This is a genomic window from Chitinophaga sp. 05T412, from assembly GCF_056396465.1.
On record NZ_JBFTLN010000023.1, the window covers coordinates 68,151 to 92,064 of the forward strand.

The window sequence follows — 23,914 nt, forward strand, 5'->3', positions numbered from 1 at the left end:
ATCACAAAGGATGTGCGGCCCGCCTGATATGTTATCTATAGTCGTTAAATCGTCCGGAAGTCCAGCCTGCGCCTTTTTCCTTTAACAATCCCAGCAAGGGAGCCGGAATAGAGTCAATCTCCCTGTTTTCTTTTAAATGAAAATATAGTGAATAGCTATCTTCCTCTTCAAATATGTCTTTGGAGAAAAATGCCATGATATTTTCATCTTCAAAAATTTCCAGGTCCTCAGACAGATGGTGATTTGTCAGATTTGACTTTAGTATACCTCTCAGTTGAGCTATATCTTCAACCGGCATAGCGAAGCTACTGCAATTAGTCAGATACGAAAGCAGGTGCCCGAGGGCAAATGAGGAAACCGAAGCCGATACTGAATTGAAAAAATCGAACTTTTCGTTCGTGTCATCTTCATAATCGAGCAGGTAACAATACACGGTTGGATCATCTTCTGAAAGGTCTTTCATTTTTATAGCCCAAATGGTGTCTTGTTCCGCCTGTATCATCAGGCTAATGGCATCATGATCTTTTAAGTGCGAAATATGTAAGCCGTCTCTGAAAATATTTTCGAATTGATTTGATTGTTGTCCGTTGGGATACGTATAAGGCGTCTCTGCCAATTGCTTTGATAAAAGAAAATAGGCTTTAACGGCGATGGGTAATTTTACATGTAGGGCTTGCTCAAGTGCCACAAATGCAGCCGAATGATCTGTATCAGAAATTTCAATATCATACCAGTTTTCGATCAGGGTTCTTATTAAAAGCCATTTGTCGGCTACCGTTGGATGATCTGTCTTAAATAGCGGTGTATAATCTTTCAATGTCTTTGTTTTAATCATTTTTAAGTTGTCAGATGTCTGCCCATCCGGTTATTCGAGCGTAATAGGTTTATTTTTCCTGTCAAAATCAAACCACATCACCTTATCATGTGCAGCTGATTTCAGGTATAAAATATTTTTATAAAAAGCAACCCCACTAGCGGCATAGATTCCTGCACCGAAATCCTTATCTTTCTTTAAGCGGTTATGAACCGCATTGAAGAAGGACTTAATTGCGGGTGTTGGATTTTTACTAATTAACCGCAGCGCCAGCAATTCCAAATCTGTATTTGTTTGGCGTCCACCTTTGCCTTCAATACAATAATCAAAGACGCCATCAGCATAAAAGCTGGTATGATCATTCAATAAAACTTCCTGAGCACTGATGAAAAACTGACTATGATTGGTATCCAACTGGTCAGTAAAAACATTCAATTTAGTATAGCTCGCCCGTAAGGCTGTATCTCTTTTTTCGAGGTAAAGATGAACCTGGTATTTCTCCATTAAATCTTTCACCCGATCTACAAATACATCAAAGGGAACAATCACGTTTATTAAAGAAGCCATCATTATTGTGTAAATGCCTTAGCTAAAGGTCATTGTTTTCTATTATTTTTTACCCTAAAAATAGCAGAATTTAACAAAAACCGTGTAACAGCTTTTGAGTATTCGATTCATTCCAGCAAAGAAAAAGGCCAGATTATATCATCTGACCTTTTTCTATTAAAGCTAACGGGCTGCTTGTAGACCTGGTTATGAATGCTTTTGAATATTGGAGATATGTTACGATTCCAGTCTGTGTTTCATATTGTTCAGGCTTTCCGCAATGTCGTTGCCGATGATTTTATCCATATCCATAAACAAAAGGATGAAATTAACCGGCCAGTTCATCCCGCTGTTGTATACCCAGGTCAGTTTGGTTGAGTCGGGGGAAAGAGATTTTACGGCCATATATCCGTTGGCTGTAAAGGCCAGAAAGCGAATTTCAAATTCTACCTTTTCGCCAGCGGTTATTTTTTTAGTTTCAAATTCGCCTTTACCTGTTTTACTGTTGCTGCTTTCAAAGGTTAATATCGCACCTGGGGTTCCATCAGGAGCTCCTTTATAGCTGATTTTTGTATTGGGGTCCAGCAACAACCATTTGTTGTATTCAGGCTGGTTCTTTAAGTATTTGACGTAATCAAAAACTTTATCTGCTGGTCGGTTGATAGTGATTTCACGCGTTAATGTATACTTGTTCTGGGAAAACATAGCTACAACCAGGCATAGAGAAATAATGGCAATTATGACAACTATTATTTTTATGATCATTTTCATTATTGTTTATATTTTTTTCAATTGTTTAAAACACTATCTGGGCGGCTGATTATCGCTGATCTTGGGTAGATAGTTTTTTTCCGCTGTTCCCGCTTTTATCGTGTGGCGTATTTTTGAATTCACCATCGAAAATTGATTTGTAAAGAATTAATGCCACATGGGCATTGCCCATAGAATGTAGGTAGGTACTCGAGTCAATCATAGTAAAGAAAGATTAATGATTTAATTGTTTGACAAAGGTAGATGCATTTCACCTGTGTCATGATTGGTAAATGCGACATAGTATAGAAGGTGATTGCGACGATGGATCGTTTTGAGGATCGTAAGTTTTGGGTTTGTCGTTTCAAATAGTGGGAAATTGGTATTCGGGAACATTTTTTTTGCCCTTTCCCCTCGGGCAGAAACAGAAATTCGTACATCCGTTTTCGTTTTATAGTATAGTAAATAAATGAAACTAAATGTTTTACTACCTTCGTCACTGATTTTAGCACCCTCACATGTCAATACCTATTCTGCACCAAACGCCAGATACCGGATTATGGCAGCTTGTACGAGAAGGCAACCTGCAGGCTTATGGAGAAATATATGAACGTTACTGGGAAACCCTGTACGAAAGCGCTTACTGGCGTTTGTACGATAAAGCCGCTGCCAAAGATATTGTGCAGGAGGTATTCATTTACTGTTGGCAGAAAAGAGTACAGATACAGATTACTGAATCAGTGGGCGCCTATCTTCGTGCAGCCGTCAGGTTTAAGATATTGAACTATCTCAAATCAGAGGTGGCCCGGGAGAAATACCGGCAACTGGCGGGCCGGGAATTGCCAGAAATTACCCATTCCACGGAAGAAGCGATAGCGGGTGCTGATTTACAGGCCAGCTATCGCCGGGAGCTGCAGCGGCTTCCTGATAAAATGCGGCAACTGTTTATAGATAGCCGCGACAATGGTCTCTCTATTCGTGAAATCGCCGAAAAGTATGCCTTATCGGAGCAAACAGTTAAAAACCAGTTGTCCACAGCACTCAAAAAACTACGGGAGGGGCTCGATAACTTTTTCATGGATTAATTTTTTTTTCTTCAGCATAGTACTTCCACAATTTGAGGATTGTCTATTAAACAACAGCATATGAGTCATCCTGATCAACATACCATCGATCTGTTGCTTGAAAAGCATACGCTTGGCATTTGTACGCCGGAGGAACGCGCGATGCTGGAAAGATGGTATGCATCATTCCCTGGCCAGGGTCAAGTATTTGATGATGAAGCCGAAAAGGAGGCGATTAAGGCGTCTTTGAAAACAAATATATTCAGTGTGATTCAGGAGGAGATCGCAACGCTGCCGGTTGCTGCTGATAGAGTACCTGCTAAAACGTCTGTACGGCCAATGTATTGGCGGGCAGCAGCCGCCATACTTGTGCTGATTACAGCCGGCAGCCTGTTCTATATGTTCAGTAACAAAACGAAAGCGGTGTCCTATACAGCAGTCAGTGCACCTGCAGGCCGGAAAGTACTGCATATGCAGTTACCAGATGGTTCTGATATGTGGCTGGCGCCGGGATCGAGCTTACGATATGCCAACAGCTTTGCAAAAGGAAGCCGGGATATTCAAATCATAGATGGTCTTGCTTACTTTACGGTGAAGTCAGCGGCGTCACATCCATTTACGGTGAGTACCGCATCCGGATTGGCCGTGAAAGTGCTGGGCACTGAGTTTAGTGTGAAGGCTTATAAAGGAGTATCGGATATACAGGTATCAGTGGGCAGTGGCAGGGTACAGGTATCTGATAGCAGTCATGTACTGGGTGTACTGGAAGCAGGTCAGCAGATAGTGTACCAGTTGACAACGAAAACGGCTATACGGGAAGAAGGGCAACTGGAGGACTGGCGTGCCGGAAGTTTGCAGCTAAATCACGTTTCATTTGCAGAAGTGGCGCGGATACTACAGGATCTTTACCAGGTACCGGTAAGCTATGATGCGGCGCTGATGTCATCTTATCGCTTTAATATCAGGATAGCCAAAGATGCCTCTCTGAATGATGTGCTGGAAACGCTGAAAGATTTGAGTGGCATGACTTATACGCTTCAGGATGGCCGGGTTAGCATTACCGGCGTACAACAATAATCATTCCATCACCACATTACCCCCTTTAAGCAGCCGCATAGCCGGCCGGGGAATATCATGCTTATAAAAAACGAGTAACGCCATGCGACGATTAATAACCGTTCTGTTCTTAGTAGGTAGTTTGTTCGCTGCTGGTCAGCAGCGTGTAGAAAAGTTGACCATAGATATTCCTGCCACCTCACTGGAGGCGGCGCTCAAACTATTGGAGCAACATAGTCATGTTCATATTTCCTATGAGTATACACGGGTGAAGGGCATTCGTGTGGAAGCACATTCCTATAAAGAGGCAACGCTGGAAACTATTTGCAAGGATTTGTTGAAAGGTACTTCTCTGATGTTTAAGCGTAGGGGTGACCAAATAATTATTGGTCCGGTAATGAAGCGTGATCGCACTTTAAGCGGATATGTAGAAGATGCCGTATCTGGTGAGCGGCTGATAGGTGTGTCACTGGCTGCCCCGGAATATGAGGCGGGGACTATCACCAATGCATATGGATTTTACAGTATTACACTACCAGACGACTCCTTCCGCATACAATTGTCTTATCTTGGTTATGAGCGCCTCGACACTATCGTTGAGGCGCAACAAGGCGGAAGTGTCAATTTTAAGCTGAAGGCATTTGACCGTCAGTTAGGGGAGGTCACCATACGTGGAGGGCGAACTGAAAGCAAAGTTCCCTCTTTTCAGATGAGTAGTATTAGTTTATCTGCGGCAACTATACAAACAACTCCCCGTCTGCTCGGAGAATCTGATTTACTCAAAACCATGCAACTGTTGCCCGGTGTAAAGCAGGGGACAGAAGCTACCAGCGCGTTGCTGGTACGTGGGGGAACGCCTGATCAGAATCTTATTTTACTGGATGGTGCGCCGCTTTATAATCCGCTGCATCTGTTGGGGCTTTTTTCGTCTTTTAATACCAGTGCTATTAAAGATGTAACCCTTTATAAAGGCGCTTTCCCAGCACGTTATGGTGGCCGTTTATCGTCCGTGGTAGATGTGGTGACCAAAGATGGTGACATGAATAAAATTCATGGTGATTTTTCGGTTGGCCTGCTCGCTGCGGAAGCATCGCTGGAAGGGCCTGTAAAAAAAGGAAAGACAACATTTATGCTCTCCGGCCGGAGAGCATATCCGAGCTTTGCAGCAAGGCTGTATATGCAGAATCAGGATGATCCTCCGGATAACATAGGATTGAATTTTTACGATATCAATGCGAAATTACATCATAAGTTCTCAGACAAGGATAAGTTATACCTCAGCTTTTATAATGGGCGCGACAAACTGAAGGCAACCTATAATTATGTGAAGAATAATGATGATTATCAGGATTATTATCGTTCTAATACAAACGCAAGGGCGGAAAACCTTATAGGGACTATTCGCTGGAACCATGTGTATTCTCCAAAATTGTTCTCCAATATTATGCTGATTGGTAGTGATTATCTGTTTAGGTCTGGTTTTTATCAGGCAGGGGAAGTAAACAGGGAAACCTTTACAGATAACCAGCAACTTAAATCAGGCATCAGGGATTATGGGATGAAGGCTGATTTTGAATATCATCCGATGCCCGCACATTCCATCAAAACGGGTGTTGCGTATATGTACCGCATTTTTACACCGGGAGTGTTATGGTCAAGACAAACACAAAAAGAACAGGTATCTGTGGATGCCGTCAATAATAATCATGAGATCTATGCCAATGAAATAAGTGCGTATGCAGAGGACGAATGGAATGTTTTGCCGGAGCTGAAAGTGAATATAGGTTTACATTCCAGCACCTTTCTGGTAGAGAAGCAGACCTATCATTCGCTACAGCCGCGCCTGAATATGGGATATCTGCTACCAGGCGACTGGATGTTGAAAGCGTCCTATTCGCGCATGACACAATACATTCATCTGCTGGCCAACAATTCTATTTCATTGCCTACAGATCTTTGGGTACCTGCCACCAAACAAGTAAAACCGCAGGATGCAGATCAATTTACATTGGGAGTAGCCAAAAGTATGTTCAAAAATCGGTTTGAATTTTCTATTGAGGGCTATTATAAATATATGCAGAATGTGATAGAGTACCGGGAAGGGGCCGACTATCTTACCAGTAGCAGGGGCGACAACTGGCAGAGCCAGGTAGCAGCAGGAGAGGAAGAAGCCTATGGCGCGGAATTATTGTTGCAAAAGAAAACGGGGAAACTTACCGGATGGATAGGATATACACTCGCCTGGGCCAACCGGCTTATTCCACAGGTAAACTATGGAAATATGTTTCCCTATAAGTACGATCGCCGTCATGACCTGCATATCGCAGCTGTTTATCAATTACGCAGAGGCATTGAATTATCTGGTACATGGACTTATCAGAGTGCCGCACCATTTACTGTTCCAGTGGCATCATATGAAGGAATATCAACTCCGATGCCTGGAATCATGCAGATGTACAACACTCAGTTGCCTGTTAAATATATCAGCAGGCGTAATAATGTACGTGTCATGGACTATCATCGGCTGGATCTCGGTGTCAATTTCATCCGATACAAAAAGAATGGGATGATACGCACCTGGAATATCAGTGTACTCAACGTTTATAATCGCTTTAATCCTTTCTTTTATTTCCTGGATAATTATGATAAAGGAGCTCCGAGAGCCAAGCTGACGGCCGCTAACCTAATTCCTGTTTTGCCCAGTTTTTCTTATCGTCTGAAATTTTAAACAATGAAATCAACATTACTATTATTGATGTTATTGGTAATATGCAGTTGCAGAAAGCAGATAACCATTGACCTCCCTGATAACGCCAATAAACCGGTACTTAATTTAATCATGGTCAAAGATAGTGCGCTGGTGGCGCATGTCACATTAGCTGGTTATATCTCGTCGTCGTTTGCAGCTACGCAAGTCAGAAATGCGGTGGTAAGACTGTATAAAAATGACCTGTTTCAGGAAATAATGAAGCCGCTAGATTATTATGGGTATCAATATTTTAGGAGTACTATAAAAGCGGAGGAAGGAGCTACCTACCGCGTTGCTGTTGATATTGACGGTTATCCCCAACTAGAAGGCAGTGACTTTATACCTGCGCCGGTAGCGTTGGGAGAAATCAAGGTGACACCTGTTGCAGTCCGCGACCAGATAAAAGCGAATGTATCGGTTGAGTTGCACGATAAAAATGGAGAAAAGAATTATTATCAAATCAAGATTTATAGTTTGCGTGATTTTCACGATGGACTGGGATATGACCTCAATCACCACTATGAATTTGCCACAGGTGATCCAAAAGATGGATTATTTGGCGAAAAAAAACGCCGTGAATTTTTTACGGATGACGCATTATTCGACGGCCGCAGCGCAAGGTTCAATTTTCTTGTTGCCAATTATGAGCCTCGTGATTCAACAGTGGTAGAGGTGACAACACTTACTTACAGTAGTTATAGCTACTTGCTCACTGCCGCTATGGCCCGGGAAAAGAATGATGACGTGCTGTCTGAGAAGGTAATTGTGTTCAACAACATCCTGAATGGGCTGGGCATTGTTGGAGGGGTGACCATACAGCGGTATGGGGTTCCCAGGTGAAATAAATGAATCATGTAATGACTGACTATATAAAGCTCTTTCCGGAATATGAAGATGTCTTTTATGATGAAATAGCTTTACATAAAGAACATTTTCTACCGCTTGCCTCCATTAACCTGCGGTACCTGCACCCGGAAAGAGATGAATGGCTTCATTTTATTTCAGTAAAAGAAGTCAATGATGGCAGGATAGGAGCACATGCCAATGCTTACCACACAAAATATACTCAACCAGATGCACTTGGCTTCGACATCATAGATGGAAAGTACAAATTTGATGCAGACTGGCGGTATTTCCGGAAACATCGTTTTATTCCGGCTCATGAATACCACAAAGCATATACGAATGAAGAGATTGCGTATAACATGAATGAAGAGATGTACCAGTTGAAAAAATCATATTACCAGAAATATGGTCAACTATATGAAGGCGACTTCAGGCGTCCTGCGCTGAATGTGCCCGATATCAGACGTTTGATGCGATTGAGGGCGGTGAAGCCGGAGGATCTTCGGGCAGATGAAATTTCCAGCTACCTGGTGGAGAGTCACCAGCAAAAAATTGCCGGAGTATTTGTAGGGCTTGCTCCATTTGTTTTCCCCGATTTTGATGCCGCATTAATACCCCGAAATGCGGGGAGCGCGTTTGAATTGATTGGCATTATGGAGGGAAGCGATTTTCAGCATACTTCTCCGGAAGACGTCAGCCTGTTTTATAGCGCCGATCTGAAAAAGGCGGTGATAGGATTAGGATACCTTTATCTTCGTCAGCTTTCGCGGCAGCCATAGTAGTTATGCCAGAATGGCTTTGAAGGCAGGGTTTACGCACTTGATTGTCGATAGGTAAATAAAAAGCCCTTGATTTACACACCAAAGGCTTTTTATTTTTTTTCGGTAGATAACAACCTTAATGCTCGTACACTTTCAGCGCATAAATCCCGGTGGTAACCTTTTCTGCTGCGGGAAGCACTGTAATACGTACCCATCGCGCAGTTGCCTGGTGCAGATCCACAAAACAAGGCTGGGGAATGTGGCTGTTATTGGCTCTGTCTGCAAATACCTGCCAATGCACGTTGTCTGTAGAGTACTCCAGTTTATAATGCGCCGGCTTGTCTGTGAGGTCAATGAATGTTTCGCAACGGGTAATGTTGTAAGCGCTTCCAGAGCGATTTGAATGGGGCTTGAATGCCCCTGTTTTTGTCCCGGATGGCCCTCGTTATGATGGGTATATTATGCTATTTTTGAGAAGTGTCTGTATTGAATAGTACTTATAAAAAACAAGCAAATGCGACATATAATCTACGGTATCAATCTGACTTTAGATGGTTGCTGCGACCATACCCAAATGAGTGGTAGCGACGAAATGGTCGACTACTTTACAGACCTGATGCACGACGTTGACCTGATTATCTACGGACGTATCACCTACGAATTAATGGTGCCGTACTGGCCGGATGTAGCAAAAAAGCAATCGGGGACAAAAGCGGAGAATAGGTTTGCACAGACATTTGATGCTATCGACAAAGTTGTTTGTTCCAGCACATTGGACAAAGTGCCTGCTAACACGAGGATTATCCGCAATAATCTGGCAGCAGAAATAGCGGCACTGAAACAGCTGCCGGGAAAAAACATTTCCCTTGGCGGGGTGAGCCTACCTTCAGAGTTGATCCGGCTTGGCCTGGTGGACGAGTATTACTTTCTTGTTCATCCTGTTCTTTCGGGGGAAGGGCGACGGCTATTGGATAGTATTGCTATCCCTAATCAACTACATTTAAAATTAGCAGATTCAAAAACGCTTCCATCAGGAGCCATAGCACTTCATTATGTGAAACAGTAAAGGGGATCTGTTTAAGATAATGCCCGCATACTTTGCTTGATTTTTTCCCTGTGTTGTTCGCCCCAGGCACTCAGCTCTCTTATCAGGGGTTTTAAAGTCTTACTATATTCGGTAGCTTCATAAACAATGGTTACCGGAGAAGTAGGATATACGTGACGTTTGATAAAGTCGTTCAACTCCAGATCCTTTAAATCTTTCGCCAATATCCTCGAAGATATACCCGGGATTTCATGTTGAATTTCATTAAAGCGTTTTGATGATTGCATCAGAGAAAGGAGTAAAGCCAGCTTCCATCTCCCATTGATAACAGACAAAGCATCAACGGCATTTTTAAGTGAGGATACGCACTCTTCATAACCAGGAAGAGGCTCCTGTATAATCGTTTCCATAGGTACAAATGTAATGACATTACCTAAATGTAAGCGCTTCCCTTTATGTAAGTACGACCTTTTGACTACCTGGCAGCTATAATTTTGTTGTTGATAATTCAGGCGCCGATTCTTCTTTTGCAAAGAACAAGCATCAGCGTACCTCGAATGTAAAATTGATAACATGATTAAACAGGTAAATTTTTATGAAACGTATCCTTCATTTAATGTCCAGTATACAGGAGAAAGGATCACACAGCATTCAGCTGGGTCGTGCCATCACTGAAAAAATTCAGGAAAAGTATCCGGGCAGTGCCCTGGAAGAATTAAATCTTGTTGATATTGAAATTCCCCATCTTAATCCGGCTATTCTCCGCACCTTCTTTATTTCCACTGATCAGCTGACGGAAGAAGAGAAAGCATCTATCCGTTTTTCAGACCAGTTGGTGAAACAGTTATTGGCGGCAGATATCATTGTGATTGGGGCGCCGCTTTACAACTTTACCATTCATTCCTCGTTGAAGGCGTGGATTGATCACATTACCAGGGCGGGCATCACCTTTGGATACGGTGAAAATGGTCCTGTTGGGAAGGTGACCGGGAAAAAAGTGTATGTAGCCATGTCTTCAGGGGGTGTTTATTCAGAGGGCCCTGGTAAAGCGAACGACTTCGTTGCGCCTTATCTGAACGCTTTCCTGGGATTTTTAGGCATGACGGATTTGACGGTGGTTCGTGCGGAAGGGCTGAAAGTACCGGGCGTGAAGGAGTATGCCATGGAGAAAGCAATTGACAGTATAGCGATTGATTAAAAGCATTTTTGATTAGCCTTATTTTTAACATACGTGATTGGAGAAAGAAGTAACCAAGAGAAGGCAGAATGCTTTAAATTTGGATGGAGAAGAATAGCGAGCAGGAAATTCCTGCAGGCAAATGAAAAATAGATAATATAAGATTTATGAAGAAAATAGGGTTTTTATCATTCGGGCACTGGTCTAATCATCCGGCTTATAATGCCCGTACGGCCAGCGACACGCTACTTCAATCTATTGATTTATCGGTGGCTGCTGAAGAAATTGGTTTAGACGGCGCCTATTTTCGTGTACATCATTTTGCAGCTCAATTAGGTTCTCCGTTTCCTTTGCTGGCCGCTATCGGCGCTAAAACAAGCAAAATAGAGATTGGAACGGGTGTCATTGATATGCGGTATGAAAATCCACTGTACATGATAGAGGATGCCGGCGCAGCGGACTTAATTTCGGAAGGGCGATTACAATTGGGCATCAGCAGAGGTTCGCCGGAGCAGGTCATCGATGGATGGCGCCACTTCGGATATGAACCAGTAGAAGGAGAAACGGATGCAGATATGGGACGACGTAAAGCCATGGAATTCCTGGGTAAACTGGACGGTGTTGGATTTGCCGAGCCTAATCCATATCCGATGTTCCCCAATCCACCGGGCTTATTGCGTTTGGAACCCTATTCAGAAGGATTACGGGAGCGTATCTGGTGGGGAGCGGCTTCTAATGCTACCGCTGTTTGGGCCGCAGAAAATGGGATGCATCTTCAAAGTTCTACACTGAAGATGGATGAAAGCGGTAAACCTTTCCATGTGCAACAAGCGGAGCAAATCAGGTTGTACAAAGAAACCTGGAAGAAAGCCGGCCATCGGCGCGAACCAAGGGTTTCCGTGAGCCGGTCTATTTTCGCATTGATCAACGATCAGGATCGTCAGTTCTTTGGACGGGATACCAAGCAGGTAGATCAGATCGGCAATATAGAACCTAATAAGCGCGCCATTTTCGGAAGAAACTATGCGGCGGAACCGGATCAACTTATCAAAGAGTTGGCGAAGGACGAAGCCATTCAGGAGGCAGATACCATCCTTTTAACAATACCCAATACATTGGGCGTTGACTATAATGTACATGTATTGTCTTCTATTTTGAAGTATGTGGCGCCGGGATTGGGCTGGAGGTAATTTTAGGTATCCGATTGTTCTAAAATAGCATTTTAAACAAAAAGTACATCAAAGACTAAAAACAGATAAAACAGTTGTAAATAAAGACTTTACGACTGTTTTATCTGTTTTAGCAATAGGGATATTCTAAATTTCTTCAAAATTCAATTTGTAAATTTGTAGAACGAAAGTACCGAAGGAATGAAAGTGCTGATAATAGAAGATGAAAAAGAGCTTGCCAAAAGCATGGTGGAATATCTTTCCGAAGAAAACTATCTGTGTGAAGTGGCTACCACCTTTACGGAAGCAATGAGCAAAATAGAGGTGTTCAATTATGACTGCATCTTATTAGATATCACATTGCCGGACGGAAACGGACTGAAAATTTTAGAGGAACTGAAGAAGGAGAATAAGCAGGATGGCGTTATCATCATTTCGGCTAAGAACTCTTTAGAGGACAAGATAAAAGGGTTACAGCTGGGGGCTGATGATTATCTTACCAAGCCTTTTCATTTATCGGAACTAACAGCCCGCATCTATTCCCTTATCAGAAGAAAACAATTTAACAACTCCAATATTATAAAGCAGGACGAACTGGAAATAGACCTTTTGGCAAAAACGGTTGCTGTAAATAGCGAATCCATCGCGCTTACCAAAAAAGAATTTGACCTGCTTATTTATTTCATTGGTAATAAAAACCGCGTACTTTCTAAAAGTACATTGGCAGAGCACCTGTCGGGGGATTTCGCTGATATGCTCGATAATCACGATTTTGTCTACGCACACGTTAAGAATCTGAAGAAAAAACTAAGTGATGCCGGTTGCGGACAGTATATAAAAACCGTTTACGGTACAGGCTACAAATGGGAAGGATGAAAAATTTATTACAGAAGTCGCTTAAGCAGCTTACCATCTTTGCTTTTATTGTATTCGCATTGAGCATTCCATCCTACTTTCTGTTGGTGGATTGGATTTGGGTGAAAGAACTGGACGAGAATAATTATCTTATTGCAGAGCGAATAGAGAATGAATTTAATGTACATAATATCAGCGACGAAAAATTAGGGGAGCGCATTGCATTCTGGAATGATATACAGCCAGTAAGCAAAATAGAATATACCGGAAAACCTTTATTGCAAGACAGCCTGTACACCATCAAACGGAAAAATCCATATGCTAACGGAGAAGATGCGATTGGCCGCTTTCGCGGTTTAAGGACGAATATTAAGATCAATAATCGACACTATGTATTGGTGGTGGAAACCAATGTGGAAGAAACCGAAGAAACCGTTGCGTATATTGCTGTGGCTACCTTGTTTTTTTTCCTGATTTTAGTAGTCGGTTTTTGGCTATTGAACAGGAAGCTGTCTAAAAAATTATGGCAACCGTTTCAGGATACTTTGCAGAAATTAAAGTCGTTCCAATTAAACAGCCAAAAGCAGATTCATTTTCAGGAAACCGATACCATTGAGTTTGCTGAATTGAACGCCACCCTTGATAAGTTACTCCAGCATACTATTACCACCTATAGAAATCAAAAGGAATTTACCGAAAATGCTTCCCACGAATTGCAGACACCGTTGGCGGTGCTGAAAAACAAGCTGGATATCCTATTGCAAAGCAATGACCTGACCGAAAGGCAATACCACATTGCAGAAGAAATGAATAAAGCCCTGATACGGAGTTCACGGATAAACAAAAATCTGCTATTGCTGGCCAAGATTGAAAACAGCCAGTTCGATAATTCGGAAATCATCGGTCTCGATACTTTGGTTGGTCAAACGATGGACGGGTTACAAGCGCATTTTAAAGAGAAAAATATAAGTGTCGGTGCTGATATTCAGCCGGAAGTTGAAGTGAAAGGCAATATTGGCTTGACAGAAGTCTTAATCAATAACCTTATCATTAATGCCATCCGCCATACTTCTTCGGGAGGCACCATAAACGTAGGATTATCAACATCTGCGTTTGAGGTGAGAAATTCGGGGGTACAGGCACTTCACCCTGATTTATTGTTCAAGAGATTTTCGAGGATGTCTGCGGACAATAGTGGTAGCGGACTAGGTTTATCCATCGTTCAGGAAATATGCAAGCTTTACGGCTGGCAGGTAACATATCGTTTTGAAAACGGAGAACATATTTTTTTAGTTAGATTTTAGTTCCACCACCCCTTTCTGATAGCGATTTCAAGCTAAATTTCTACTAAGACCATTGCTCGTTTAATTTTAAATGGGTGGTTAAATGTAGTACCCCAAAGGGGGTTTATGGCCGTCCTATATAAATCCCAGGTACAAATTACCGCATTCTAAATTTCTTCTAAATCGCTTTTGAACTTTGTTACTCACCATCAAAAAGTCCAAAAATGAAAAAGTTAATCTTCCTATTGGCAGCAATGGCAAGCGTGTCATTTGCCAATGCACAAAAAGTTTCGGACAAAGAAGTGCCAGCTGTAGTAAAATCAGCATTGCATACAGCGTATCCCAATGCTAAGGAACTGAAATGGGAAAAGGAGAAAGGGAATTACGAAGTAGGATTTAAAATGGAAAAAACCGATTATTCTGTATTGATGGACGCTTCAGGAGGCATTCTCGAAACAGAAACAGGAATCAGCATGGATAAGCTTCCTGCCAATGCAAAAGCTTATGTTGCTAAGAACTATGCCGGGCAAAAAATAAAAGAAGTAGCGAAGATTGCCGATAATAAAGGAGTTGTTACCTACGAAGTAGAGGTAAAAGGCAAAGACCTGATTTTTGATAATGCAGGTGAATTTTTAAAGATAGTCAAAGATTAGGATAATGAATAAGATAGGATTGTTTTTTGTACTCATTTCCATGATAATAGCTTCGGTGGCCAATGCACAGGTGTCGTCTGTTACCATTTCCGGTATGATTAAAAATAAGACAAATAAATCGGCTCTTCCTTATGTAAATGTGGCGGTAAGAAATGAAAAAGACAGCGTATTTGTAGCAGGAACAATCACCAATGAGGAAGGTAGGTTTTCTATTGCCAATATGAAGCCGGGAAACTATCGCCTCAACGTTTCATTTATGGGGTTTGAGAACAGGGAACAGCCGTTATTTGTCGGTACCCTTTCTGCGTTTTTAGATATTCCGGTCATTGAATTAGCCGAACAGTCAACGGTGTTGGAAGGCGTTACTGTTACCGCAAAAGCAAGTGATGTGAGTAGCAAGCTGGATAAGAAAACTTATTCCGTTGCTGATAATATTAGCCAAAGTGGAGGTTCGGTTTTACAGAGCATGCAAAACCTGCCCGGAGTTACGGTGCAGGACGGTAAAGTACAATTAAGAGGCAATGATAAGGTGACGGTCCTGATTGACGGTAAGCAGACTGCATTGACCGGCTTCGGCAGCCAAACAGGGTTAGATAATATTCCTTCCTCTGCCATTGATAAAATAGAGATTATCAACAACCCGTCTTCAAAATATGATGCCAACGGCAACGCTGGAATCATCAACATCATCATGAAGAAGAACAAGCAGAACGGGTTTAATGGTAAGGTAGGCTTAACTTCAGGTTTGGGTTCACTCTGGAAAAGGAAGGAAAACCTACCGACTATCAGGCCGCAATATACCTTCACGCCGAAGATGAATCCATCGCTATCCCTTAATTACAGAAAGGATAAGGTAAACATCTTTTTGCAGGCAGATAATTTGTACACTAAAACGCTGAATAAAAATGAGTTTGTAACAAGATACTATGATGATGGAACGGTTATCAATTCGCAACTGAAACGGAATAGGAATACCAATTTCCTTACTACAAAAGCAGGCGTGGATTGGAACATGGACGAGCAAAACACCCTGACCGTTTCGGGAATGTACGGCAGTGAGAAGATTATCGACCGTGGCGACCAGCCATTTTTTAACGGGGATGTTTCAAAGCGTTTACGTCTTTGGCAGTTTCTGGAAGATGAGCTGAAAACAACGGCAATGGCTACGGCAGCTTACCAGCATAAATTTAAAGACGCCGGACATTTGCTGAACATCGGTTTCAACTATACCTTTCACAGAGAAGATGAGCAATATTTTTACGACAATTTCCTGCCAGCATCAACCGGAACAGATGCGTTTAAATTATTGTCTGACGAGCAGGTATATGATTTCAATATAGATTATATCAAGCCGTTGAAATATGGGCGTATTGAAACAGGTGTCAAATTGCGTAACCGGAGCATTCCTACCAATATGGAGTTCAAACCGGGAGCTAATTCTGTTTTGGATATGAATGCCGGTGGTTGGGCAAACTACAAAGAACTTATACCTGCAGTGTACGGGAACTATGTTTTTGAAAATGAAAAATGGGAAGCCGAGTTGGGGTTGCGTGTGGAATACGTGAAAATACAATACGATGTAAACCCCAACCACAGCACCTACAAAAGCGATGGCTACCATTATACACAGCCGTTCCCGAATATGAGGCTGGCTTATAAGCTGAACGACAACAATAAACTTTCGGTATTCTATAACCGTAGAGTGGATAGACCGAATGAAGTGGACATTCGTATTTTTCCGAAATATGATGATGCGGAAATTATCAAGGTTGGAAACCCTGCATTACGTCCTCAATTTACCAATTCTATAGAGTTGGGTTATAAGAACACCTGGAGCAACGGTTACTTCTATTCCGCCTTGTACCATCGTTTTGCTGATGGAACCATCACGAGAATTTCAAGCACCATTCCGGAAAGTACGCTGATATATGCTATATTCCAAAATGCGGGAAAGAGCTATAATACAGGTGTGGAAGCTATTTTGAATCAAAAGGTGTCAGATGTTTATTCCTTTAACATCAATGGTAATATTTACAGGAGCCAAATAAACGCTTTTACAGTAAGGAATCTTTATCCTGAGCCGAACATCTTTTCGGCTGATCAGCAATCGGCGATATCGGGCAATTTGAAGCTGAACAACACTTTCCGCTTTGCAAAGGGATGGGATGCACAAATGACGGCCGTTTATTTAGCACCAGATATTATCCCGCAGGGGAAAATCCTTTCCAGGTTTTCGCTGGATGCGGGGTTGAAAAAATCAGTTCAGAAAGGTAAAGGAGAGTTGTTTTTTAATGTCACCGATTTGCTGAATACCATGGTTATTAAAAGAAAGATAGACGGAATGGGTTTCCATTACACCAGCGATGATTATTATGAAACACAGGTTGCTAGATTTGGATATAGCTATAAATTTTAAATTACAAATAATGATCAATAGAGATATTGTTATTTTTATCTGAGAACTTTAATACACACAAAAAAGCCATTGGTAATCCAACGGCTTTTTTGTGTGTATTAAAGTAAATCTTGGTCTGGATCAGGACACTCCGGCAACGGCCTCTTTTATAAATTCCGTTACCTCTTTAGGGCGGGCTGCTAAAGACGCGTGGCTTGCATCTAAATGGATAATTTTCCTGGCTTTCATTCTTTCTGCCATTTCTTTTTCTGTTGCCGGGGGGATCATATGATCATTGTCAGAGACCTGGTACCAACTGGGTTTTGTTTTCCATGCCGGTTCTCCGGCTTCCGTGCCAAAAATACTTCCATGAATTGGTTTTTGAGACAACGACATGGCAATGGAATCTTCCTGATCCAGATCCTGGGCAAAACTTTCATGGAATTTGTCGTATTTGATCCATAAAAATCCTTTGGCATCCGGATATATATTAGCACCGCCGGATGGTTGTTCCCGCCGTGCAAAGATGCCACCCAAACTTTCTCCTTTATCTGGCGCAAAAGCTGCAATGTAAACGAGACCCACTACCTTTTCATGATGACCTGCTCCGGAAATTACGGCTCCTCCATAGGAATGCCCTACCAGCAGCACTTTTCCTTCCTTCATATCAATTAAATCGGTTGTTTTTTGAATGTCTTCCGCTAAAGAGGTCAACGGATTCTGGACACTTCTGACAACGTATCCTTCATCATGAAGATTTTCAATCACCTGCTTCCAGTGAGAGCCATCTCCCCAGGCGCCGTGTACCAAAATGATTGTTATGTTTTTGTTTCCCATATTTTTTAATTTTAAAGATGATTTTTATGGAGATAATTTAGAAAATCTGTTTAGTGCTGCACATCTATTAACAGCAAACATCTTTACTAGTTGCATTTATTGAAAATATTTTTACGGATTTATCCGGACTGGTGGATTGTTGGGGTTGCCTAAATGATGATAAATCATATTGTATAATTAATCAATATTTTATGAGGTCAGATATTCCAATTGATGTAGTCCACCTGCTACCTGTTCTTGACAGAAAACTGATGGAGTTACTATCATCACTTTCGCCTGAGGAGTGGCAACAGCAGACGATTGCAAAGCAGTGGGTAGTAAAGGATGTGGTGGCGCATCTGCTAGATAGTAACCTGCGTATATTATCGATTCTCCGTGATAATTACTATGGTGAATCAGCCAGCATTCATTCCTACCAGGACCTGGTTGACTTTCTGAACCGACTCAATGCCGATTGGGTTAAGGCCATGAAACGGGTAAGCCCTCAAATGTTAATTCTTCTTCATCAAATCACGGGGCCGCTTTTTTGCGATTATTTTACATCACTTAATCCTTTTGATAATGCTGCATTTGCTGTGGCCTGGGCAGGTGAAACCACCAGCAAAAACTGGATGGAGATTGCGCGTGAATACACGGAGAAATGGTTGCACCAGCAGCAAATAAGAGATGCCGTAAATAAACCTGCTTTAATGACCCGGGAGCTTTATTATCCCTTCATTGACATCTTCATGCAGGCGTTGCCACATACTTATCGCGACATCGCAGCAGATGATGGCACCGTTGTAAAAGTCACCATCACAACGGACATTGGAGGATCATGGTTTCTTTTGCGGACGAATAGCCAATGGAGGCTGACCAAAGATTTTTTTGAGCAACCGACAACAGAAATTATCATCCCGCCTGCTATGTCGTGGAAATTATTTTCAAAAAGTTTACGGCCTGAACAAATAAAAAAGGACATCACAATTATAGGGGATCAAGCGCTTGGAACRCTAGTTTTGACAATGGTTTCCGTGATGGCTTGAATGAAATAAAAAGCGTAATTATTATTGTAATTCCTGATTTTTTAAGCGATATTTAGAAAAATATTTGTATTCCATATAGTACGACGCAGCGATAAAAGTTCTATTAGAACTGGTATCGCTGTTTTATTTTCAACAGATTCATTTTCGGCGCTACTATAAGCCTGTACTGCATATCAGATGAAACCTACAGCGTCATTTTGAAATAATCATAGGCAGAATTTAATTTAAAAAAGAATTTGTTAACCATTATTATCTCAATTGTTAAAACCATTATCATGTCAATCAACCCGTCCTTTATTACGGACATCAAGTCAATCATTTTAGACGCGAGGGAAAAAGCTATTCGCGCAATGGACCATCATGCCAGAGAAGAAGACCTCCCATCTGATGCGGATGAGATCATCAAAGATCCTATGTTATTAGAGTTTTTAGGGCTGAAGCGAGAGGCTTCCTATTATGAGAGAGATTTAAAAAGCGCCATCATCAGCCGTTTGAAGGATTTCTTGTTAGAATTAGGCAACGGCTTTACTTTTATGGCAAGACAGCAACGCATCCATATCGAAGGAGATGAATTCTATGTGGATTTGGTTTGTTATAATCGACTGCTGCAATGTTTTGTTATCATTGAAATAAAAACGCAAAAGCTCACACACGGGGATCTGGGGCAATTGCAGATGTATGTTAATTATTACGATCGGGTGGTAAAAGTACCTCACGAAAATGCGACCATAGGCATCTTGCTTTGTGCGAGTAAAAATGATGGCGTGGTACGATTCACATTACCCGAAGGGCAAAAGCAAATTGTTGCCAGTCGGTATGAGTTGTATTTGCCCACTGAAAAGCAATTATTGGATGAGGTAAATAAGGAGTTGGAAAGTTTTAATGAGAAGCAGAAATAGGGCCCTATCTTTTAAAACAGATATAAGAGGCAATTTATCATTACATTCAATTGCCTCTTATATTTGGGATATTACCAGACTGCGATTACAGGTTGATCAGCTGTTAAACTCCAATAGACAAAAGAGATATGGAATTGCCATTATTTTTTTTATATCTTTATCAAGTTATAAAAAATATGACAGGTAATCTGTACTGTTGTGCCCATATCTGTGATGAACCTTTTTCTTTGTCTTAGTCTATCTTTCTTACACCTTAGCCAGCAGCCCATTACCACAATGGACTCCAGCCCCCATTATTTTGTGAGGCATTTTACGGATGAAGATGGTTTGCCGCAAAACAGCGTAAAGGGTATTGTGCCGGATCAGAATGGATTCCTATGGCTGGCCACGGAAAATGGGTTAGGCCGTTTTGATGGCAATTACTTTTTCAATTTTGGCAGTGACAATGTACCTGGGCTGAAAAGTAGCCGAATGGCCAGGATTTATCCTAATGATACTGCTATCACGGTGGAAACTGATATTGAAGAAATATTAACCGTAACAGGGAGTAAGGTAACTCATATTGGAAAAGAGTTAGAGGGATATAAGTATCAGCGGTACCGTGCTAGCATAGACAAGCACTATCCTATCAGGGGCTGGCCGGACGACTACGCCAGCCATTTTGCAGCGATGCGTCCTGTAGTCATCCCGGATGGTATAGAAAGTTATTTTGCAGTTTATCATGATACCATCTCTTTTGTAAAGAAAGGGAGAGAGGTATACCGTATTGTAGAACCTCAGCTTGACCTACTGCGTTTGTTCGTTTCCGGTAACCAGCTCTTTTATCTTAAGCGGGATGGGCACATCCTGGGATGGAACAAAGACAAGCCCGTAAAAGTATCGCTTACCGGGGACCTGTTGACTGACTCCGCATTCAGCAAGCACCGGATGGAGCTGTTCTGGAACCTGGCAACGCACCAGGTTTTTGTTTATACAGATGGCAATTGCTATCAATTGCAGCGAAAAGATGAAGGACAAAACATACATAGTTCGGTAGTATTGCGGGATTTTGACCTGCATGCTGCTTACATTAATTCGATCTATTATGATGAGGTTAATAGCCGGGTTTTCCTGGGAAGTTCTACCAAAGGCCTCTATGTTTGCACCAGACAGCAGTTTACGGCGTATAAATCTAACGCGTCGGAAGCAGAGGTATTTTATGCACAGGCTCCTTTCCCGGGAGATGCAGTGGTAACAACTTCTGGTCTTGTCTTTGATCAACAGGGCAGATACAGCTGGTTGCCATTGTCGGCTGGTGGAAAAAATCCGTTGGAGAAATATACATTGGCTCGTGACAAGCAGGGAAGATATTGGGGGAGGGATGGATTTTCCCTGATCTGCATGTCGACGGACTTCAGCAGGGTATTATACAAAATTCATTTGCCATATCTCATTACCCAGGTTTTTATCGATGCTGGCGGAAATTTGTGGATAGGTGGAAAGTATCCCGGGCTATATTATATAAGGATGGCAGATCCGGCTCAGGGCCTGCAGTTTCTTCCGGCCGCTGTCAATGATGTGACTTATATCAAAGAAGGACAGCTCCCGGATATTTTATGGGTAGGCACAGGCAAGGGGCTATATTGCGTTCACCTGCCATCAGGACGTACAGACACCATCAAAGGTTTGGAAGCGGCGAATATAAGAAGCATTTATATTCCTAAACGGGCGGAAATCTGGATCACTACTTATAACCAGGGTGTTTTCCTTTATCGGAATGAACGATTGGTGTCATTACCCCTGGACAGGCAGCGGTATATGTTAAGTACCCATTGCATTATGGAAGATGACCAAGGGTATTTCTGGCTCACTACCAATAAAGGCTTATTTCGTGTGCGCCGGCAGGATGCACTGAATTTTGGAGACGGAAAACAGGGAGATTTATTTTACTATTATTTTGGAAAAGATCAGGGATTTAATACCAATGAATTCAACGGTGGTTGCGAACCTTGTGCCCTGAAGTATAATAATGGCAACATTTCTTTGCCATCACTGGACGGGCTTGTTCAGTTTACACCTGGCATGATACAAATGGAAATGCCGGATAAAGGAATCTTTGTAGACTGGGTAGAACGTGATCTGAAACTGACAGCCGCCGCAGATCAGATTGAGTTGCCCCATAAATTTAAAACCTTCCGACTTCATGTCAGTTCTCCTTATTTTGGTGATCCCCGGAACCTGTATTTTTATTATTGTCTGGAAGATAGTAAACGGGAGGAGAAAGTATGGTTACCCATGAGCAGCGACCGGACTATTATCCTGTCATCTTTATCATCGGGAGATTATCGTATCCGTATCCGGAAGCTGAAGGGCTTCGGAAAAGATCAATACATCGAAAAGGTAATTGTTATCCACGTGGCAAAGGCTTTTTATGAACGGACGTGGTTTCGGGTGGTTGTGTTGATAGTCCTTATCGGCCTGATAATATTGATTTATAAGCTACGTGTCCGACATATTCAGGATCTGAATAAGTTATTGGAGTTAAAGGTATTTAATCGCACCCGTAAGCTGGAGGAAACGATGGCTACCCTGCAGGAGTCTGATGAGCAGGTACGAAAGCAAAGCTTAATGCATAAGCATCTGCTTACCGCCATTACCCATGATATTAAAACACCACTACGGTTCCTGTTACTGGTCAATAAAGAGGAGTCCTTATCCGGTGGGTGGCGGGAGGAAGAAGTAAAAGCGGTGACTTATGAAAGTCTGTACCGCATGCATCATCTGGTGGATAACCTGATACATTATATGCGGACTACTTTTCAGGCAGGAGCATTCTCTAAAGAAACCGTTGATCTGTTCCTGTTAGTAGAGGAGAAGATGGCCATTTTCAAACCTGTTGCCGATACCAAAGGAGTCCGGCTCACCTCTCATGTTCCGCCAGAGACAGTGGTGATGGTGAATAAATTATTACTGGCAGTGGTGTTGCATAACCTGCTGGATAATGCCGTAAAATACACTTCCGGTGGAAGTGTGGAAGTTACAATGGAAGAAGTAGAGCTGGGTATAATCATTAACATCATTGACTCCGGCATGGGAATGCCAATGGCAGTAAGGGATTGGATTAATCAATCTGAAAATGACGGCATAGGGCATTCCCATAGCACCGGTATAGGATTGATACTTGTAAAAGAATTGTTGCCGGTCATCAACGCCAACTTATTGGCGGAAGCACGTTCGGGCGGTGGTACTATGCTTTCACTACAGCTTCGTGGCGGTGAATAGTTGCCCGATGCATTTGCGCTTTCTCCACTAATGCGACCACATTTTTTACGCCTGTTTTTTCGAAAATGCGCCCCTTATAGGTACTGATGGTGGTGAGTTGCAGATGAAGCATTTCCGCAATTTTTATCAACGGAAGACCTTTTATGAGCAGGTTCATCACTTCTATTTCACGACCGGAAAGCTCCGAGAATGGGTTGAGTGAATGCTCTTCCCGTCGGGTATATTTTCTGATCAGCTGTTCCCGGACTGCTTTACTGATATATTTCTCTCCTCCAAGCACAGCAGTAATGGCTGTTTTGAATTCTTCGTCGATGGAATTTTTTTCAATGTAGCCATCTGCGCCAGTCTGGATGTAGTCCAGTGCATACAGCAATTCTTCATATGCTGAACAAATCAGTATCCTGATACCGGGGATTCGCAGTTTTACGGCGTCTATCATTTGCCGGTTGTTGCCACCCGGCATATTAATATCCAGTATCAGCAGATCAAAAAGTTGGCTTTCAATAAGAAAAATAGTTTCATCAAATGTTTTTGCTTCTGTAACCAGCATATTGTCTGGCAGGGAGCAGATAATTTGCTTAATGCCAAGCCTTACTATCGAGTGGTCATCTGCTATTAGTACATGTGTCATTTCTATTCCAGGTTAGGGAATAAGGGATTCGCGGATTTTCTGTCGCCACAAAATTAGTTATTTTCTTTTCATATATACAATGATTCTAATTTTTTTAT

General features: G+C 42.1%; 21 protein-coding genes. 15 read left to right on the top strand and 6 right to left on the bottom strand.

Annotated features, from left to right (window positions below):
* Nucleotides 1-31 precede the first annotated feature (31 nt).
* The 3 genes from AC1DFM_RS33195 to AC1DFM_RS33205 form a co-directional block, all read right to left on the bottom strand.
* Nucleotides 32-817, bottom strand: coding sequence for a hypothetical protein (locus AC1DFM_RS33195; protein WP_477081089.1), 786 nt, complete (start codon nucleotides 815-817; stop codon nucleotides 32-34).
* A gap of 48 nt (nucleotides 818-865) precedes the next feature.
* The gene (locus tag AC1DFM_RS33200; RefSeq protein WP_477081090.1) at nucleotides 866-1,381 is read right to left on the bottom strand and encodes a hypothetical protein; all 516 of its coding nucleotides are present in this window, start codon (nucleotides 1,379-1,381) and stop codon (nucleotides 866-868) included.
* A gap of 216 nt (nucleotides 1,382-1,597) precedes the next feature.
* Nucleotides 1,598-2,131: an SRPBCC family protein gene (locus tag AC1DFM_RS33205; RefSeq protein WP_477081091.1), complete on the bottom strand. Its 534-nt coding sequence runs from the start codon at nucleotides 2,129-2,131 to the stop codon at nucleotides 1,598-1,600.
* 497 nt (nucleotides 2,132-2,628) lie between these two features.
* Here AC1DFM_RS33205 and AC1DFM_RS33210 point away from each other — a divergent pair, with 497 nt between their 5' ends.
* The 6 genes from AC1DFM_RS33210 to AC1DFM_RS33235 all read left to right on the top strand — a co-directional run bounded on the left by AC1DFM_RS33210 (nucleotide 2,629) and on the right by AC1DFM_RS33235 (nucleotide 9,652).
* Nucleotides 2,629-3,195 (top strand): RNA polymerase sigma factor, encoded by a 567-nt coding sequence (locus AC1DFM_RS33210; protein ID WP_477081092.1) that lies wholly within the window; start codon nucleotides 2,629-2,631, stop codon nucleotides 3,193-3,195.
* A gap of 60 nt (nucleotides 3,196-3,255) precedes the next feature.
* Nucleotides 3,256-4,251, top strand: coding sequence for a FecR family protein (locus tag AC1DFM_RS33215; protein WP_477081093.1), 996 nt, complete (start codon nucleotides 3,256-3,258; stop codon nucleotides 4,249-4,251).
* 82 nt (nucleotides 4,252-4,333) lie between these two features.
* Nucleotides 4,334-6,958, top strand: coding sequence for a TonB-dependent receptor domain-containing protein (locus AC1DFM_RS33220; RefSeq protein WP_477081094.1), 2,625 nt, complete (start codon nucleotides 4,334-4,336; stop codon nucleotides 6,956-6,958).
* Between the two features lie 3 nt (nucleotides 6,959-6,961).
* The gene (locus tag AC1DFM_RS33225) at nucleotides 6,962-7,819 is read left to right on the top strand and encodes a DUF4249 domain-containing protein (protein WP_477081095.1); all 858 of its coding nucleotides are present in this window, start codon (nucleotides 6,962-6,964) and stop codon (nucleotides 7,817-7,819) included.
* A gap of 17 nt (nucleotides 7,820-7,836) precedes the next feature.
* Entirely contained in the window at nucleotides 7,837-8,604 is a 768-nt protein-coding gene (locus AC1DFM_RS33230; RefSeq protein WP_477081096.1) for a hypothetical protein, read from the top strand.
* 496 nt (nucleotides 8,605-9,100) lie between these two features.
* Complete coding sequence (locus tag AC1DFM_RS33235) at nucleotides 9,101-9,652, top strand: dihydrofolate reductase family protein (protein ID WP_477081097.1); 552 nt, start codon at nucleotides 9,101-9,103, stop codon at nucleotides 9,650-9,652.
* Between the two features lie 11 nt (nucleotides 9,653-9,663).
* Here AC1DFM_RS33235 and AC1DFM_RS33240 read toward each other — a convergent pair whose 3' ends face one another.
* On the bottom strand, nucleotides 9,664-10,041 hold the full coding sequence (locus tag AC1DFM_RS33240; protein ID WP_477081098.1) for a winged helix-turn-helix transcriptional regulator: 378 nt from the start codon (nucleotides 10,039-10,041) through the stop codon (nucleotides 9,664-9,666).
* Nucleotides 10,042-10,226: 185 nt separating this feature from the next.
* On the opposite strand from AC1DFM_RS33240, the gene AC1DFM_RS33245 reads away from it, so the two are divergent.
* From AC1DFM_RS33245 to AC1DFM_RS33270, 6 genes are all read left to right on the top strand, one after another.
* Entirely contained in the window at nucleotides 10,227-10,829 is a 603-nt protein-coding gene (locus AC1DFM_RS33245; RefSeq protein WP_477081099.1) for an FMN-dependent NADH-azoreductase, read from the top strand.
* A 146-nt stretch (nucleotides 10,830-10,975) separates the two neighbouring features.
* Nucleotides 10,976-11,998 (top strand): LLM class flavin-dependent oxidoreductase, encoded by a 1,023-nt coding sequence (locus AC1DFM_RS33250; RefSeq protein WP_477081100.1) that lies wholly within the window; start codon nucleotides 10,976-10,978, stop codon nucleotides 11,996-11,998.
* A 180-nt stretch (nucleotides 11,999-12,178) separates the two neighbouring features.
* The gene (locus AC1DFM_RS33255; RefSeq protein WP_477081101.1) at nucleotides 12,179-12,853 is read left to right on the top strand and encodes a response regulator transcription factor; all 675 of its coding nucleotides are present in this window, start codon (nucleotides 12,179-12,181) and stop codon (nucleotides 12,851-12,853) included.
* Nucleotides 12,850-14,136 carry a PorY family sensor histidine kinase gene (gene porY / locus AC1DFM_RS33260; protein WP_477081102.1) on the top strand — a complete coding sequence of 429 codons (1,287 nt, stop codon included), beginning with the start codon at nucleotides 12,850-12,852 and terminating at the stop codon, nucleotides 14,134-14,136. The genes AC1DFM_RS33255 and porY overlap by 4 nt, the downstream gene beginning before the upstream one ends.
* Nucleotides 14,137-14,339: 203 nt before the next feature.
* Nucleotides 14,340-14,768, top strand: coding sequence for a PepSY-like domain-containing protein (locus tag AC1DFM_RS33265; protein WP_477081103.1), 429 nt, complete (start codon nucleotides 14,340-14,342; stop codon nucleotides 14,766-14,768).
* 4 nt (nucleotides 14,769-14,772) lie between these two features.
* The gene (locus tag AC1DFM_RS33270; protein WP_477081104.1) at nucleotides 14,773-17,184 is read left to right on the top strand and encodes a TonB-dependent receptor; all 2,412 of its coding nucleotides are present in this window, start codon (nucleotides 14,773-14,775) and stop codon (nucleotides 17,182-17,184) included.
* A gap of 120 nt (nucleotides 17,185-17,304) precedes the next feature.
* Here AC1DFM_RS33270 and AC1DFM_RS33275 read toward each other — a convergent pair whose 3' ends face one another.
* Nucleotides 17,305-18,000 carry an alpha/beta hydrolase gene (locus AC1DFM_RS33275; RefSeq protein WP_477081105.1) on the bottom strand — a complete coding sequence of 232 codons (696 nt, stop codon included), beginning with the start codon at nucleotides 17,998-18,000 and terminating at the stop codon, nucleotides 17,305-17,307.
* Between the two features lie 191 nt (nucleotides 18,001-18,191).
* Here AC1DFM_RS33275 and AC1DFM_RS33280 point away from each other — a divergent pair, with 191 nt between their 5' ends.
* The 3 genes from AC1DFM_RS33280 to AC1DFM_RS33290 all read left to right on the top strand — a co-directional run bounded on the left by AC1DFM_RS33280 (nucleotide 18,192) and on the right by AC1DFM_RS33290 (nucleotide 23,185).
* Nucleotides 18,192-19,025: a maleylpyruvate isomerase N-terminal domain-containing protein gene (locus AC1DFM_RS33280; protein WP_477081106.1), complete on the top strand. Its 834-nt coding sequence runs from the start codon at nucleotides 18,192-18,194 to the stop codon at nucleotides 19,023-19,025.
* Between the two features lie 275 nt (nucleotides 19,026-19,300).
* Complete coding sequence (locus AC1DFM_RS33285) at nucleotides 19,301-19,924, top strand: PDDEXK nuclease domain-containing protein (RefSeq protein WP_477081107.1); 624 nt, start codon at nucleotides 19,301-19,303, stop codon at nucleotides 19,922-19,924.
* Between the two features lie 276 nt (nucleotides 19,925-20,200).
* Nucleotides 20,201-23,185 carry a sensor histidine kinase gene (locus tag AC1DFM_RS33290; RefSeq protein ID WP_477081108.1) on the top strand — a complete coding sequence of 995 codons (2,985 nt, stop codon included), beginning with the start codon at nucleotides 20,201-20,203 and terminating at the stop codon, nucleotides 23,183-23,185.
* Here the strand turns inward: AC1DFM_RS33290 and AC1DFM_RS33295 are convergent.
* Entirely contained in the window at nucleotides 23,151-23,816 is a 666-nt protein-coding gene (locus tag AC1DFM_RS33295) for a response regulator (RefSeq protein WP_477081109.1), read from the bottom strand. The two genes, AC1DFM_RS33290 and AC1DFM_RS33295, sit on opposite strands and share 35 nt — an antisense overlap.
* Nucleotides 23,817-23,914 lie beyond the last annotated feature (98 nt).